This is a genomic window from Aeromonas crassostreae, from assembly GCF_054052445.1.
This window is the reverse complement of record NZ_JBSTYM010000002.1, coordinates 124,754-139,672: the sequence shown is the minus strand read 5'-3', so window position 1 is coordinate 139,672 and position 14,919 is coordinate 124,754. Positions and strand designations below refer to the sequence as shown.

At 62.5% G+C, this 14,919-nt stretch carries 16 protein-coding genes and 3 tRNA genes; 11 read left to right on the top strand and 8 right to left on the bottom strand.

All coding sequences use genetic code 11. The features are described 5' to 3' along the window. Nucleotides 1–55: 55 nt before the first annotated feature. Nucleotides 56–928, bottom strand: a complete 873-nt coding sequence (dapA, locus tag ACW5W4_RS02245) for a 4-hydroxy-tetrahydrodipicolinate synthase (RefSeq protein WP_456688253.1) — start codon at nt 926–928, stop codon at nt 56–58. Between the two features lie 278 nt (nt 929–1,206). Here dapA and rsmC point away from each other — a divergent pair, with 278 nt between their 5' ends. The 7 genes from rsmC (at nt 1,207) to ACW5W4_RS02210 (ending at nt 5,909) form a co-directional block, all read left to right on the top strand. Further along, nucleotides 1,207–2,235 (top strand): 16S rRNA (guanine(1207)-N(2))-methyltransferase RsmC, encoded by a 1,029-nt coding sequence (gene rsmC, locus ACW5W4_RS02240; RefSeq protein WP_427260970.1) that lies wholly within the window; start codon nt 1,207–1,209, stop codon nt 2,233–2,235. Nucleotides 2,236–2,321: 86 nt separating this feature from the next. Next, on the top strand, nt 2,322–3,590 hold the full coding sequence (glgC, locus tag ACW5W4_RS02235) for a glucose-1-phosphate adenylyltransferase (RefSeq protein ID WP_456688252.1): 1,269 nt from the start codon (nt 2,322–2,324) through the stop codon (nt 3,588–3,590). Then, on the top strand, nt 3,580–5,034 hold the full coding sequence (gene glgA / locus ACW5W4_RS02230; RefSeq protein WP_456688251.1) for a glycogen synthase GlgA: 1,455 nt from the start codon (nt 3,580–3,582) through the stop codon (nt 5,032–5,034). Before glgC ends, glgA begins: the two co-directional genes overlap by 11 nt. A 129-nt stretch (nt 5,035–5,163) precedes the next feature. Beyond that, a tRNA-Leu gene (locus ACW5W4_RS02225) sits at nt 5,164–5,249 on the top strand. A 53-nt stretch (nt 5,250–5,302) separates the two neighbouring features. Continuing rightward, nucleotides 5,303–5,388 (top strand) — tRNA-Leu (locus tag ACW5W4_RS02220). Between the two features lie 69 nt (nt 5,389–5,457). Next, nucleotides 5,458–5,543, top strand: a tRNA-Leu gene (locus tag ACW5W4_RS02215). Between the two features lie 96 nt (nt 5,544–5,639). After that, nucleotides 5,640–5,909 carry a late competence development ComFB family protein gene (locus ACW5W4_RS02210; protein WP_427260973.1) on the top strand — a complete coding sequence of 90 codons (270 nt, stop codon included), beginning with the start codon at nt 5,640–5,642 and terminating at the stop codon, nt 5,907–5,909. Here ACW5W4_RS02210 and ACW5W4_RS02205 read toward each other — a convergent pair. After that, entirely contained in the window at nt 5,906–6,115 is a 210-nt protein-coding gene (locus ACW5W4_RS02205) for a hypothetical protein (protein ID WP_456688250.1), read from the bottom strand. The two genes, ACW5W4_RS02210 and ACW5W4_RS02205, sit on opposite strands and share 4 nt — an antisense overlap. A 271-nt stretch (nt 6,116–6,386) precedes the next feature. Here ACW5W4_RS02205 and nhaC point away from each other — a divergent pair, with 271 nt between their 5' ends. Continuing rightward, complete coding sequence (gene nhaC / locus ACW5W4_RS02200) at nt 6,387–7,814, top strand: Na+/H+ antiporter NhaC (protein ID WP_427260975.1); 1,428 nt, start codon at nt 6,387–6,389, stop codon at nt 7,812–7,814. 53 nt (nt 7,815–7,867) lie between these two features. Here nhaC and ACW5W4_RS02195 read toward each other — a convergent pair whose 3' ends face one another. Both ACW5W4_RS02195 and ACW5W4_RS02190 read right to left on the bottom strand, forming a co-directional pair. Beyond that, nucleotides 7,868–9,913, bottom strand: coding sequence for a tRNA(Met) cytidine acetyltransferase TmcA (locus ACW5W4_RS02195; RefSeq protein WP_456688351.1), 2,046 nt, complete (start codon nt 9,911–9,913; stop codon nt 7,868–7,870). Further along, nucleotides 9,895–10,197, bottom strand: coding sequence for an HlyU family transcriptional regulator (locus ACW5W4_RS02190; RefSeq protein ID WP_456688249.1), 303 nt, complete (start codon nt 10,195–10,197; stop codon nt 9,895–9,897). Before ACW5W4_RS02190 ends, ACW5W4_RS02195 begins: the two co-directional genes overlap by 19 nt. A gap of 135 nt (nt 10,198–10,332) precedes the next feature. On the opposite strand from ACW5W4_RS02190, the gene ACW5W4_RS02185 reads away from it, so the two are divergent. The 3 genes from ACW5W4_RS02185 to ACW5W4_RS02175 all read left to right on the top strand — a co-directional run bounded on the left by ACW5W4_RS02185 (nt 10,333) and on the right by ACW5W4_RS02175 (nt 11,728). Then, nucleotides 10,333–10,524: a bacterioferritin-associated ferredoxin gene (locus ACW5W4_RS02185; protein ID WP_456688248.1), complete on the top strand. Its 192-nt coding sequence runs from the start codon at nt 10,333–10,335 to the stop codon at nt 10,522–10,524. A gap of 101 nt (nt 10,525–10,625) precedes the next feature. Next, nucleotides 10,626–11,102: a bacterioferritin gene (gene bfr / locus ACW5W4_RS02180; protein WP_042001826.1), complete on the top strand. Its 477-nt coding sequence runs from the start codon at nt 10,626–10,628 to the stop codon at nt 11,100–11,102. Nucleotides 11,103–11,269: 167 nt separating this feature from the next. Next, nucleotides 11,270–11,728, top strand: a complete 459-nt coding sequence (locus ACW5W4_RS02175; protein ID WP_427260977.1) for a methylglyoxal synthase — start codon at nt 11,270–11,272, stop codon at nt 11,726–11,728. 64 nt (nt 11,729–11,792) lie between these two features. On the opposite strand, the gene ACW5W4_RS02170 is transcribed toward ACW5W4_RS02175, so the two are convergent. The 4 genes from ACW5W4_RS02170 to ACW5W4_RS02155 form a co-directional block, all read right to left on the bottom strand. Beyond that, the gene (locus tag ACW5W4_RS02170; protein WP_408793955.1) at nt 11,793–12,380 is read right to left on the bottom strand and encodes a superinfection exclusion B family protein; all 588 of its coding nucleotides are present in this window, start codon (nt 12,378–12,380) and stop codon (nt 11,793–11,795) included. A gap of 114 nt (nt 12,381–12,494) precedes the next feature. After that, nucleotides 12,495–13,553 carry an L-asparaginase 2 gene (ansB, locus tag ACW5W4_RS02165; protein ID WP_456688247.1) on the bottom strand — a complete coding sequence of 353 codons (1,059 nt, stop codon included), beginning with the start codon at nt 13,551–13,553 and terminating at the stop codon, nt 12,495–12,497. 131 nt (nt 13,554–13,684) lie between these two features. Then, on the bottom strand, nt 13,685–13,879 hold the full coding sequence (locus ACW5W4_RS02160; RefSeq protein ID WP_456688246.1) for a heavy-metal-associated domain-containing protein: 195 nt from the start codon (nt 13,877–13,879) through the stop codon (nt 13,685–13,687). Between the two features lie 62 nt (nt 13,880–13,941). Further along, the gene (locus ACW5W4_RS02155; RefSeq protein ID WP_427260980.1) at nt 13,942–14,904 is read right to left on the bottom strand and encodes a LacI family DNA-binding transcriptional regulator; all 963 of its coding nucleotides are present in this window, start codon (nt 14,902–14,904) and stop codon (nt 13,942–13,944) included. Nucleotides 14,905–14,919 lie beyond the last annotated feature (15 nt).

Below are 14,919 nucleotides of genomic sequence, written 5' to 3'. Positions count from 1 at the left end.
GTATATTGACTCGATTAACGGTGAAAAGGTCGATCCAGAGCCCACTTTTTCGCCATCAGATGAGGTTCAGGGCCACCATGGCATCCCGGATCCGCAGCTTGGTCGCCTCGCACAGAGGCATCACCGGCAGGCGGCACTCCTCGCTGCACAGGCCGAGCAGGGAAACCGCATACTTGGCCCCGGCCGGGCTGGGCTCGGCAAACATGGCCTGATGCAGCGGGATCAGCCTGTCCTGCAGCTCGCGGGCGGCCTGCCACTCGCCGGCCAGGGTCAGGTTCTGCACCTCGGCCAACAGCTTGGGCGCCACGTTGGCGGTCACTGAGATGCAGCCCTGGCCGCCACCTATGTTGTAGGCCACGGCGGTCGCATCCTCGCCCGAGAGCCAGGCGAACGGCTTCTTGATCAGCTGGCGCTCGGTCCAGGGACGGGCCAGATCGCCGGTGGCATCCTTGACACCGGCGATGCGGGGCAGCTCGGCGAGCCGGGCCAGGGTCGCCGGCTGGACATCGACGATGGCCCGCGGCGGAATGTTGTAGACGATGATGGGCTTGGTGGTGGCGTCATGGACCGCCTTGAAGTGATGGTAGAGCCCCTCCTGGTTCGGACGGTTGTAGTAACCGGCCACGTGCAGGGTGCCATCCGCACCGGCCTGTTCGGCGAAGCGGGTATATTCGATGGCCTCCACCGGGTTGTTGGAGCCGGCGCCGGCGATCACGGGCACCCGGCCCGCCACCTGCTTGACCACCAGCTCGACCACGCGGCAATGCTCATCGTGGCTCAGGGTGGGGCTCTCCCCCGTGGTCCCTACCGGCACTATGCCGTGGGTGCCCTGCTCGATATGCCACTCCACCAGACGCAGCAATGCCGCCTCATCCAGTTGGCCATCACGAAAGGGGGTGATCAGCGCAACGATCGAACCTTGAAACATGGAATCTCCTTCTCCGTCGACTCTCGACATCAACAAAAAACCCCGCTACGAGGTGCGCAGCGGGGTTTTAAACATCTCAGGGTGGTGAGAGGGTTACGCGCGCACGCCAGCAGGCCCAAGTTTTGAGCTCTTTTTATGCTTTCGTTTCAACGCGTTGAACCGCATTACGCCATCCCTGAGGAAAAATAAGTGTTCGGGCATCTTTCTGGAACCCGGCATAAATGTCAAGGCGAAAGCGGCCATGTATAATGGCCGGCCACCAATCCCCGGAGAGAGTCATGAGTCATCCCCTGAGTGCCGTCAGCCAGATGCTGGAACGTAATCAAGCCCTGTTCGAGGGCAAGCACCTGCTGGTGTGCGGGGCACTGGAAGATGAGTACCCCAGGGAACTGGCCGGGATAGTCCGCGATCTGACGGTATTCACCACGGATTACAGCTACTTTCGGGGGCAGGGGGAGGCGCTGGGAGAACGCATCGTCTTCGGTCATGAGCTGGAGGGGGAACCCCGCTTCGACGCCCTGCTGCTGCTGATGCCCAAGGCCAAGGCCGAGGCCCAGTTTCTGCTGGCCATGATGACGCCCCTGCTGCTGGCGGGGGCGGATATCTTCCTCGCCGGCGACAACCGGGGTGGCATCAATGGCGCCGACAAGCTGATGGCACCCTATGGCGGCAAGCCCGTCAAACGCGACTCAGCCAGGCGCTGTTCCCTCTATCATGGCGAGTTGAGCCAGGCCGTCCCCGCCTTCCGGCTCGATGACTGGTTCAGCCAGTATCAGTGCCGGCTGGGTGACACACAACTGACGGTACAAGCCCTGCCCGGGGTCTTCAGCGCCAGCGAGCTGGATCTCGGCAGCCAGATGCTGCTCGCCAGCCTGCCCCCCCTGAGCGGCAGCCTGCTCGACTTTGGCTGCGGCGCCGGCGTCATTGGTTCCGTGCTGGCCAAGCGCAATCCCGGGCTCGAGGTCACCCTGGTCGATATCAACGCCCTGGCGCTGGCGTCCAGCCGCCGCACCCTGGCGGCCAATGGCCTGACGGGCACAGTGCTGGCCTCGGATGTCTACTCGGATCTGCCGGGCAGCTTCGATCAGATCGTCTCCAACCCGCCGTTTCATGCCGGGCTCAAGACCCACTACGCCGCCACCGAGACCTTCCTGGCCGAGGCGCCCCGCCACCTCAACGGCCGTGGCGCCCTGACCATAGTGGCCAATGCCTTTTTGCGGTATCAGCCTATACTGGAAGCCGTCTTCAAACAGACCGAGATCCGGGCGATGGACAACAAGTTCAGGGTGTATCGCAGCCAGCGCTAACGGCTGTCACAAAACTTGTATAGAGTCTCGCTTGGAATCTGTTATGGTATCCGCAAGACGTAAAACACCCCTTTAGGGGTGTTTTTTTGCAGTATACTGAAAACCTTTTCACATCGACTTCGGAGCGTAAAGAGACCATGGCTGGGATACTCACTATGATACTGGCGGGCGGCGAAGGCACCCGACTGCAACCGCTGACCACCACCCGCAGCAAGCCGTCCGTTCCGTTCGGTGGCAGCTACCGCCTCATCGACTTCGTGCTCAACAACTTCGTCAACGCCGACTTCCTGCGGATTTATGTGTTGACCCAGTTCAAGTCCCAGTCCCTCTACCTGCACATGAAGAAGGGCTGGAACATAGTCGGCATCACGGATCGCTTCATCGACCCCATCCCGGCCCAGATGCGGATGGGCAAGCGCTGGTACGACGGCACCGCCGATGCCATCTACCAGAACCTGCGCTTCATCGAGATCTCGGATCCGGAACATGTCTGCATCTTCGGCTCGGATCACATCTACAAGATGGACGTGAGCCAGATGGTCAGCTTCCACAAGCAGAAGGCGGCGGCCCTGACGGTGGCGGCCCTGCGCATGCCCATCGAGGAGGCAAGCGCCTTCGGGGTGATCGAGGTGGACGACGAGGGACGCATGATAGGCTTCGAAGAGAAGCCCAAGCACCCCAAACACATCCCCGGGGATCCCAGTCAGGCCCTGGTCTCCATGGGCAACTACATCTTCGAGACCGAAGCCCTCTACCGCGAACTCAAGCGGGATGGGGCGGACGAGGAGTCGAGCCATGACTTTGGCAAGGACATCATCCCGCACCTCTTCCCCCGCGCCCCCGTCTATGTCTACGACTACAGCACCAACGTGATCCCGGGGGAGGGGCCGAACGTCTACTGGCGCGACGTGGGCACCCTGGACGGCTACTGGCAAACCCACATGGATCTGGTGGCCGACAACCCCCCCTTCTCCCTCTACAACCGCAAGTGGCCGCTGCACACCCACTACCCGCCGCTCCCCCCCGCCACCTTCGTCGACACCGACCAGTGCAAGGTGAAGATCGCCAACTCCCTCATCTCGGGGGGCAGCTTCATCCAGGGCAGCCAGATCCAGCGATCCGTGCTCGGTTTTCGCTGCAACATAGGCCCCTGCAGCCACATCAGCGAGTCCGTCTTGCTGGGGGATGTGAAGATCGGCGAGGGCTGCACGATCCGTCGCGCCATCATAGATAAAAACGTTGAAATTGCACCTGGCACCGTGATCGGTGAGAATCTGGCCCATGACAGGGAAAGGTTCACTGTCTCTGAAGGGGGAATCGTCGTGATCCCCAGGGGAGCGAGAGTTGGCTATTGACCCGTTAAAAATTCTATTTGTTGCCTCCGAAGTCGAGGGGCTGATCAAGACTGGCGGACTGGCGGATGTGGCCCGTGCGCTGCCGCGCTACCTGGCCCAGAAGGGCCATGACGTGCGCATCATACTGCCCTTCTACCAGACCATGAAGCGACGAGACGAGGCCAGACTGCTGGCCTCGCGCTGGCTGCCGACCCCGGCCGGGCAGGAAGATATCGGCTACCGCCTGCATCAGCTGGAACTGGACGGTTTCCCCGTCTATCTCATCGACTGCCCCCGCTACTTCGAGCGGGCCCAGCCCTATGCCGAATTCAACCAGGCCTATGGTGACAACGGCGAACGATTCGCCTTCCTGGCCGCCGCCGCCCTGCATGCCACCGAGCAGCTCGGCTTCGCCCCGGACATAGTGCACTGCAACGACTGGCACACAGGCCTGCTGCCACTGTTGCTCAAGACCCGGCACGCCCACAACCCCTTCTTCGCCCACACCCGCAGCGTCATCAGCATTCACAACGCCGCCTTTCAGGGCGTGTTCGATCGGGGACAATTCGGTGCCGTGCCCGAAATCAGTCACTACGAGCAGCGGGTGGCCCATGATTACGGCCACATCAACCTGCTCAAGTGCGGCGTGCTCTACGCCGACAAGATCAATGCCGTCAGCCCCAACTATGCCAGCGAGCTGCTGACCCACCTCGGCGCCCACGGCCTGGCCAGCGTGTTCCAGCAGCGGGCGGCGGATCTGCGCGGCATCCTCAACGGTTGCGACTATCAGGACTGGGATCCGGCCACCGACCCTCACCTGCCTGCCAACTACAGCGCCCAGGACTTGAGCGGCAAGCGGCTGTGCCGCGCCCGGCTGCAACAGGATGCCGGCCTGCCGGTCAGCGACGACCCCATCTATGGCATGGTGTGCCGCCTGACCGAACAGAAGGGGGTACACCTGCTGATCCCCGCCCTCGAATCCTTCCTGCGCCACAAGGTGCAGCTGGTGATCGTCGGCTCAGGCGATCCCACCCTGGCCGCCCAGTTGCAAGCCCTGGCCGCCCGCTTCCCGACCCGGCTCGCCTTCATCAATACCTATGACGACCGGCTGGCCCATCTGGTGGAGGCGGGGGCCGACCTCTTCCTGATGCCCTCCCTGTTCGAGCCCTGCGGCCTCAACCAGATGTACAGCCTGGCCTATGGCACCCTGCCCCTGGTGCGGGCGGTGGGCGGCCTCAAGGATACGGTCGTGGACTGGGATGCCGCCGAGCAAGCCACCGGCTTCTGCTTCACGGATCCCACCGCCAATGGCCTGCTCGATGCCATGCGCCGCAGCCTGCTCTATTACCTGCAAGACCCCGAGCGCTTCGCCCGGGTGCAACACACCGCCATGCAGACCCGCTTCGACTGGCCCGACTCGGTCGCCCAGTACGTGCAGATGTATCGGGACGCCCTCGGCCGCTGAGGCACGCCTCACCCGACAATTGCTGAAGTTTTGCGCCCTTGACACGGCTTTCGTGGTCAAGGGCGAAAAAAGTCCGCTTCTGCTGTTGACGCCCCCCCAAAACTCTATAGAATCCCCGTCCGCAGTGATGCGAAGGTGGCGGAATTGGTAGACGCGCTAGCTTCAGGTGTTAGTGTCCCACGGATGTGAGGGTTCGAGTCCCTCTCTTCGCACCATACTGCAACATGCTTCATCGATGGCATGTAAAATAAGATTGATGACCCAATGTGCGAAGGTGGCGGAATTGGTAGACGCGCTAGCTTCAGGTGTTAGTGCCCCCCGGGTGTGAGGGTTCGAGTCCCTCTCTTCGCACCATGTTTCTGACATGTCAAAACAGAAAATGCGCTCCAACCGCATTTAAAACTCGCTGGAGAAAATCAGTGTGCGAAGGTGGCGGAATTGGTAGACGCGCTAGCTTCAGGTGTTAGTGTCCCACGGATGTGAGGGTTCGAGTCCCTCTCTTCGCACCATTCATTCTTGCAAAAGGCCCGTCACGACAGTGACGGGCCTTTTGTATTTGCCCCCGGCTGACTATCCTTGCCCCAACCAGGTCAAGGAGACCCATCATGAGACTCAGCCCAGAGATCCACAACTTCTACGAACAGCTGGTCGGCAAGGCCATCCAGCGCCAGGGACTGGCCCAGCGCCTGAGCGAGAGCGAGCTGGCCGACCTCGGCTGCCTGACCCTCAACCAGCTCCCCGCCCACTATATCCGCCACGATGTGGACATGTTCTATTTCCTCGACCAGGCCAGACGCGAGGCCATGGCGCTGGAGGTAGATCTGGCGCTGGCCAACGCGCTGGAGCGGGTCACCAGCTCGGCCAATCGCGACTAGAGCCAGGGGTCCTGCCACAGCAGGGCCACCACCCCGGTCAAGCCGGCGACCGGCAGCAGGATCAGCGCGGGCCTGAGCCTGGGCTCCTGCATGATCCAGGCGGCGAGCATGAAGCCCAGGCTCCAGAGCCCATACTCCTTGTCATGACCCCAGAGCCCCACCCCCCCCAGCGCGAGCAGCAGGACGAGTCGGTATAACCAGTTCATCTGTCATCCCCAGATATCAAATAATAATCATTATTATTTGATAGTTAACTCTATGCAACCCCTATCTATCCCTATTGCTCACCGAGGTCTCAGGACAATCGGCTAAAAAGTGCTACAAAAGTCAAATTTTGTATAAATTTTTAAACTAGACCTTCAAAAATGCTTGGTTGGTTTGAATTCTCGGGGAGGCGTCTGTGGTAGATTGCCGCCTCATTTGGCGTGCCCCTCGGGATGCGCCAACCTTGGCGAGCAAGAAGTTTAGGGAGCATCTATGCAAAACCAGCAAGACCAACAAGACCAGCAACACCACATCCGATTACCTGGTATGTCCCAGGTATTTGCCTGCCTGGCCGTTTTCCTGGCTCTGGCCTTCTCGTTCACCAGCGTGCTCAACCTGCCGATCCAGTTGGCGTTGTTCATCGCCTGGTTCGTCATCATGGGGCTCGGCATCCGGCTCGGCCATGATTACAAATCCCTGGAGCAGGCCGCTGTCGATGGCGTCGCCAAGGGGATGGGAGCCATCCTGATACTGATCTCCGTCGGCGCCCTGGTGGGTACCTGGATCGCGGGCGGCATAGTCCCCAGCATCATCTACTTCGGCCTAAAGGTGATACACCCCTCCATCTTCCTGCTGGCGACCCTGATCATCTGCTCCCTCACCTCCCTGGCCACCGGCACTTCCTGGGGTTCCGCCGCCACCGCCGGCATCGCCATGATGGGGATAGGCCACAGCCTGGGCGTCCCTGCCCCCCTGGTCGCCGGTGCCGTGCTCTCCGGCGTCTACTTCGGTGACAAGCTCTCCCCCCTCTCCGACTCCGTGGTGCTGGCCTCCACCATGTCCAACGTCGACGTGGTGGAGCACATCAAGGGGATGCTGCCCATCAGCCTCTTCTCTTACATCATCACCGCCGCCCTGTTCACCGTGGTCGGCATGCAGTACGCCGGCAACGTCAGCCTGGAGCAGGTCAACCTGGTGATGGCGGCCCTCGACAGCCAGTTCAACATCACCCCGCTGGCGATCGTGCCCGTGGTGCTGGTACTGGGCCTCCTGGCCAACCGCAAGCCCGCCTTCCCGGTGATCAGCTTCGGCGCCCTGCTGGGCCTGGTCTGGGCCATCGCCTTCCAGGGCATGGATCCGGTCAAGGCGATGCACTCGGCCTACAGTCCGTTCGCCATCACCTCAGGCGTCGACTTCATCGACAACATCCTGGGCCGTGGCGGCATGGAATCCATGCTGGGCTCGGTGGCCGTCATCATCTTCGGGCTGGGCTTCGGCGGCCTGCTGGAGAAGGTGGGCATACTGGAAGTGATCGCCAACGCGTTCGAGAAACGCATCAACAGCATCGGCAGCCTGACCAGCCACACCATAGGCACCGCCTTCCTGGCCAACGTGTTCGGCTCGGCCATGTATGTGTCGCTGATCCTGACCCCCAAGATCATGGCCAAGAACTACGACCGACTGGGACTGGCGCGCAAGAACCTCTCCCGCAACGCCGAGTTCGGCGGCACCCTCACCTGCGGCATGGTGCCCTGGAGCGACAACGGCATCTTCATGGCCGGGGTGCTGGGGGTGGCCACCCTCGACTACCTGCCCTACATGTGGCTCAGCTTCACCTGCATCATAGTGACCATCACCCTCGCCTATCTCGGCAAGGCGGTGAACCGGGTACCGGCGATCGAGGCCGCCAGCTCCCGCTGACCACCAGAAAGCAAAGAGGCGCCTCAGGGCGCCTCTTTCGTCTGTGTAACGTCTTACAACAGCCGGACCATCAGGGCGCGCAACGCCTTGATCAGGGCCGGTTTGCCACTGACTCCCAGGCGACGGGCCAGCAGATCCCAGCTGGCATATTGCCAGATGCTGGCGATGAGCAGGGCCCGCTCCTCCCGGGTCAGCATTCCCAGCCTGGCCAGGTTGATCGCCAGCCAGCGCTGCAGGCTCGGCTGGCACAGCTCGAACGGCTTGTGCTGATGGGCAAAACAGCTCAGCTCATCCCAATCGAATCGCGCCAGCCCCTCCCCGCTCTGCTCACCATGTTCCTCTCCTTCGAAGGGGGCCAGGCATAGCCACACCAGCTCGGGATCCAGCTCGCGCAGCGTCCCCGCCAGCAGCGTCGGCAACTGGTGGCGAAAGCGCCCGTGCCAGCGGTCCAGCTCGGCCTCCCGCTCGGGGCGCAGGGCCCGCAGCAGCAGGGCGGCATGGCTGCCGCTGGCGGCATCCCGTTGCAGACCGATACGAAGGGCCCGCAACCCGGCCTTGCGCCAGAACGGCAGCAGATCCGCCGTGGCGGAGAAGGCGGCCCCCAGATAGTCGAACCCGGCCCAGGCGTAATGGTCGATGAGTCCCTCAAGCAGGCGGCTGCCCAGACCTTGCCTGTGCAGCGCCGGATGCACGGCGATGCGCAGCACCCTGGCATAGGTTGGCGCGCCGGCTTCCCGCAGGCCGCCATGGGCCAGCAGGGATTGCGGCAGCAGCTGACCCCGCGGTCGCCGCCGTCCCGCCCAGATGGCCTCGGCCAGGTCGGCGGGGATCCTCCCCTCCCGCGCCACCAGGGCCACCCCGAGCAGGCTCTCCTCTTGCTCCAGCAGATGGATATCGAGATCCGGGCTCTCCAGCAGGATGCGCAGATCGCTCGGGCTGGTCTGGTAGTGCGCCAGCACCAGCAGACCGAATACCTGGCCGAGCAGCGCCTCGTCCTCGGCCAGCGCCTGCTGGCTGATCTGGCGCCGCCGCGGCGCCGAGGGCGCCACCGGGGCCCGCACCCGGGCATCCAGCCCCAGCAGGCGAAACACCAGGGCCTCCAGCGGGCAGCCGGCACGCCAGCGTATGGGCTCGCTCAGGCGCAACTCCTGCCATCCCGGGGTCTGCCGGTCGAGGTGAGCCTTGAAGCGCAGATGAAAGCCACGCCCCGTCCCCTCATAGCCATGCTCTGTGGTGGCGAAGACGATGCGGCCATAGCGGGCCAGCATGGCCTCGAGCAAGGGGGTAGGAATGGCGGCGGCCTCGTCGACGAGCAGCAGATCGCAAGGGATCGCCTCCTGCAGCAGTTGCAGGGGGGAGAAGAACCCCAGCCCCTCAGACTCGGGCCCGGCATGTTCGAACAGGCTGGCCACCGTGGCCCTGGCGGGCGCCGTGACGGCTATGCGCAGCCCGGGATTATTGCGCAGCAGGACGGCCGCGGCCAGCCCGAGCGCCGCGCTCTTGCCGCGACCGCGGTCGGCGCACAGCACCAGGGGGCGACGACGATGGCCGTGCAGCATCTGCTCGATGGCCGAGATGGCTCTCCCTTGATCCTCCGTCACCGGGCGCTCGGCCCGGATCGGCTGCCAGGTTTCTCTGCCTTCTGCCAGGGTGAGGGAGAGGGCGGGATCATTGGGCAAGAGGCGCGCCAGGCGGGCGATGAAGCCATGGCCTGCCCGTGGCAGCTCCTCCGGGGTGGAGACCAGCCGCAGCCTATCGGGATCCGCAAAGCCGGGCCACTCGGCGCGAGGCGGGGTCAGCAGGATCAGCAAGCCACCGGCACGCAGGGTGCCCGCCAGGGCGCCGAAGGCATCGGGATGAAAGCCGCTGAAACCATTGAAGACCAGGGTGTCGCACTCCTGACCGAGCCGGCGCAGCGCCTTGGCGGCGGGCTGGGGTGCATACTCCGCCGGCCCCTCGCCGAGCCAGAAGATGTCGCCACAGAGCCAGCTCAGCGCCGCCACCATGGTCTCGGACTCGCTCCCCTCCAGCCAGACGAGGCGCCGCTCCCCGGCTTCGCGCAGCCCCTGGCGCAGTGCCTTCATGCGCCCTGACCGGATCTGGGCTCGAACATCCTGTCCCCCATCTGATCGATGAAGGTGTGCGCCTTCTGCACCATGAAACGCTCGGCATCAGCCGGGTTGGCGAACAGGTCGGAGCGGATGAATCTGTGGCTGTGCAGCACCCCTTCAATCTCTTTGGTGATGCGTCCGGCCAGCCGATACTGGCCACCCTCGGCCATGGGCTCGGGGTAGATGAGATAGCCGGCATATTCGGTCGGCGTGACCTGGGGGGCAACGGGGGCGTCGCCACCAAACAGGGACTTGAACAGGGTCTTGAACATGGCACCTCCGTGATGAAGGAACATTGTCCCCAAGGGGGTGAGGGCTGGCAAGGGGGGCTGCTTATTCCCAATCGTTATTTGCATAGAGAACCATTCTCATTTAGATTTCAGCCTATCCCAACATGAGGTGTGAATATGTACGTTTGTTTGTGCCGCGGCATTACCGATATCCAGATACGTCAGGCGGTACAGGCAGGCAAAGGCGAGTTGCGCCAGCTCAAGCAGGATCTGGGACTGGGCAGCCAGTGTGGCAAGTGTCTGCCCATGGCCAAGGCGATCATCAAGGCCGAGCTCGACAAGGCGCCCCGCTACTACGAAGTGGCCTGAGGCCCCTCACCCCTCTCCTTCCAAGCGGGCTCCTGCCCGCACGCCCTGTTGTTGTCCTCTTCCTGGTCTAAGCTTGACGGATCCAGCAAGGAGGATTGACGATGAAAGGTGATACCAAGATTATCGCGCACTTGAACAAGGTACTGGCCAACGAGCTGGTCGCCATCAATCAGTATTTCCTGCATGCCCGCATCTACGATGACTGGGGCCTCAAGGCCCTGGGACACAAGGAGTACCACGAGTCCATCGACGAGATGAAACACGCGGACGAGCTGGTCAAGCGCATCCTGTTTCTGGAGGGGTTGCCCAACTTGCAGGATCTCGGCAAGCTGCGCATCGGCGAGACGGTGGAAGAGATGCTGCGCTGCGATCTCTCCCTGGAGATGGATGCCATCCCGGATCTGAAGAGCGCCATCTCATATGCCGAATCCAAGCACGACTACGTCAGCCGGGATCTGTTTCAGGATATTCTCGAGGACGAAGAGGAACACGTGGACTGGCTGGAAACCCAGCTCGATCTCATCGGTCGCATCGGCCTGGAGAATTATCAGCAGTCCCAGCTCCATCACGGCTCCTGACCCCGGAGTCTGTGCCACCCCCGCTCCTGTCCAGACCCGCTACTGCGGGTCTTTTTCATGGCAAGGCGCCCAAGTTTCACCCGGATCACAGATATGGCGCGCCGATAGGCAGGGAGCCGCGCTTTCGATTAGGATAGGCCTCTTTCCTTTTTGACCCGGATACGACCATGGAACAGATAGCCAGAGAGATGGCGCCCCACAAACGGGTAGCCCTGGTAGCCCACGACAACATGAAGACAGCCCTGCTCGACTGGGTTGGCCGCCGCAAGGAGGCGCTCAAGCTCCATCACCTCTACGCGACCGGCACCACAGGCAGCCTGCTTGGCAAGGCGGCTCAGCTGCCGATCACCTGCCTCTTCTCCGGCCCCATGGGCGGAGATCAACAGCTCGGCGCCCTGATTGCAGAGGGCAAGATAGACGTGCTGATCTTCTTCTGGGATCCCCTCAATGCCGTGCCCCATGATCCGGACGTGAAGGCACTGCTGCGCCTGGCCGCGGTCTGGAACATCCCGGTCGCCACCAATGAGGCGACGGCGGACTTCATCATGGACAGCCCCCACATGAATCAGGCGTTCCAGGTGCAGATCCCGGATTACGCCGGCTACCTCAAGGCGCGCACCCAATAAATTTTGCACCGAACGGCTACGAAAAAGGCGCCAATCTGGCGCCTTTTTGCTGGCTTGAGCCGGCTCAGCGTTGCAGGCTCTTCTGGGCGAACTTGGGCCTGGCGTTCATGATCTGCTCCACCTGCTCGTCGCTCATCTTGCCACGGGACAGGCCCAGCACCTTGTAGGTGAGCAAGGGGCGGGCCGGCAGGGCAATCATCAGGGCGCGGATCTGGTTCTCGTCATCCTTGTCCCGGGCCGGCTTGCCATAGGCGTAGGTGAGCACCCCGGCGTCTATCAGGTTTTTGACGGCGGGCTCGGTGATCGGCAGGTTTATGACGCTTTTACGCTGCAGCACGAACTCGCGCAGCACCGCCTTCTCGTTGAAATCGAGGAAGGTGATCATTCGGGAAAGCTGCCCTTTCTGCTTGCGCGACTGCCACTCGTCACAGATCCACTCCCAGGCGATCAACATGCCCTGGCTGCAGAAATAGGAGATGGCGATCAGCATGCCGACCCCGAGCCAGGCGGCGTGCTGGTCGGCCCAGACACTCACGGCCCCCTTCATCAGCCCGGTCGGAAACAGCAATATGATGCTGCAACACAGCAGCAGCCAGACCATGAGCCAGTTGAGGCGGTTCAGTTGGTAAAAATGTTGGATCCACCGTTTCATCGTTCACCCTTGCCAGATCATTGTGGACAGTAGTCAAGCCAAAGCAAGGGGTGTGCCAAGGCGCAAGAAATGACAAGGGGGGCACCAGGCCCCCCGCTCATTCGCAGCCGCGCCTCAGAACTGCTGGAACCAGCGCTGGATCTGGGCCGGATCCTTGCTCTGGGTCAGGGAGAGCATCAAGAGGATGCGCGCCTTCTGCGGGTTGAGGGTTTCGGCGGCGACGAAGCCGTACTTGGCGTCGTCGATCTCCGCATCCAGGGTGGTGGCGCCGGTCGGCACGCGGGCGGAGCGCACCACCCGGATGCCGTCCTTGCTTGCCTTGGCCAGGGTGTCGAACAGACTGTGGTAGAGGTTGCCGTTGCCCACCCCGGCGCTGACGATGCCGTCAAACCTGGCCTCCACCAGGGCCTTGGCCGGCAGGTCCGAGGCGTTGGCGTAGCTGTAGACGATGCCCACTTGCGGCAGCTTGTCGAGCTTGCTCACGTCGAACGGGGTCTGGCTGGTGTGCTGGCGGGCCGGGCTGCGCTGATAGTCTATCTTGCCGTTGTGGATGTAACCGAGCGGGCCGAAGTTCGGGGAGGCGAAGGTCTGTACCCCCGTGGTGCTGGTCTTGGTGACGTCGCGGGCATCGAGCACTGTGTCGTTCATCGCCACCATGACCCCACGCCCCCTGGAGGCTGGGTCGGAGGCGGTCACCACGGCGTTGTAGAGGTTCATGGGGCCGTCGGCGCTCATGGCGGTGGAGGGGCGCATGGCGCCGACCAGCACCACCGGCTTGTCGCTCTTGACGGTCAGATTGAGGAAGTAGGCGGTCTCTTCCATGGTGTCGGTGCCATGGGTGATGACGATGCCATCCACGTCATCCCTGGCCAGCAGCGCGTTGACCCGCTTGGCCAGCGTGAGCCACACCTCGTCGTTCATGTCCTGGGAGCCGATCTTGACCACCTGCTCACCCTGCACGTCAGCGACGTTCTTCATCTCGGGAACGGCGGCGATCAGGGTCTCGATGGCCACCTTGCCTGCCTCGTAGTTGGACTGGGTGGCGGACTGGCCTGCCCCGGCGATGGTGCCGCCAGTTGCCAGTATATGCACCTGCGGCAGCGCCATGGCCAGGGGGGAGAGGGTCAGGCCGAGGACGGCGGCGATCAGGGTCTTGCGGATCGGTAGGGTCATGCTGCAAATCCTTCTGGATGATAAAAATTGCAGCAAGTTTGCGCTTTCTGTTGCGGTGGTTTGTGATGATTCTCACCAAAAAACAGCTGAGTACAGAACTTTAACCTGATTTATACCTCTATAGAGATAATTTAACTCCCCCCAAAACCCTGGGCCTGGATCAGGACGATCAGCTCTGCCTTGCTCAGTTCACTCTCGATGACGGCCTTGCCGCTGGCAAAGTCGACAGTGGCGGTGCTGACCGCAGGCTGGGCCAGCAGGGCCTTTTGCAGGCTGGCGGCGCAGCCGCCGCAAGACATGCCGGATACGGTGAGTTCGATGGTCATGGGCTCTCTCCTCTGTTGATATGCAGTCAGCCTAACGCTGCCGCCTCCGGCAAGGTCAAGCCCTAGCGTGCCACCACGGACTCGCGCACCACAAGACGACCATGGAACTTCAACTGCTCATCGACGGGGCGCAGGCTCTGCTTCAGTTGGGCCTGCAACATCCGCACACTCTCCTGGGCCAGCCGCTCGCTCGGGTACTCGATACAGGTCAGAGTGGGGGTCAACTGACTCGCCAGCGCCGATCCTTCCAGGCTGATGACAGACACATCCTGGGGAATATTGAGGTTGAATTCGCGCAGCAAACGCATGGCATCGGCGGCCTGGGCATCCTGCTGCACCACCAGCGCGGTAAAGGGGAGATAGCGGTTGAGCAAGCCGAGCAGCGCCTGCTGGTTGTCGGTGCCATCGATCACCAGCTGGCTGTTATAGGGCAGGGACTGCTGTTGCAGAGCCTGTTGATAGCCTTGAATGGCACTTTTCCCCGCGGGCGATAGCTTGTCGTCAAGCATCAGCACCAGTTGGCGATGACCCTTGCCGAGCAGGAAGCGGCAGGCACTCTCGGTGGCAAAGGTCAGGTCATAGCAGAGATTGAGATTGTCCGTCTCGCTCACCCCGTCCAGCTGGACCAGGCGCTCATCCTGTTCCAGCGACTGTTTGGCGCCGAGCACCAGCACACCATCGCAACGGCCACCCAGCAGTTCGTCCACCGCCTGCTGCTGCTGTTGCGCCTCGTCGGCAAAGCGCACCAGCATGCTCTTGCCCGCCTTGGCCAACGCCCCTTCCAGCAACGGCAGCATGCAGGCCAGACGGTTGCCTAGCTGGGGGGAGAGGATGATGCCGACGCAATCCGTCGCCTGGGTCGCCAGGGAGCGGGCCGTGGCATTGGGGCGAAAGTTCAGCTGTTCGGCGGCCTGCAGCACGGCCAGTCGACTCTCTTCACGCACACCGCGCGAGCCGCTCATGACGCGGGAGACGGTGGCTTTAGATACATTCGCAAGGCGAGACACGTCGGTAATATTGGCCATGGTTTCACTTCCGGT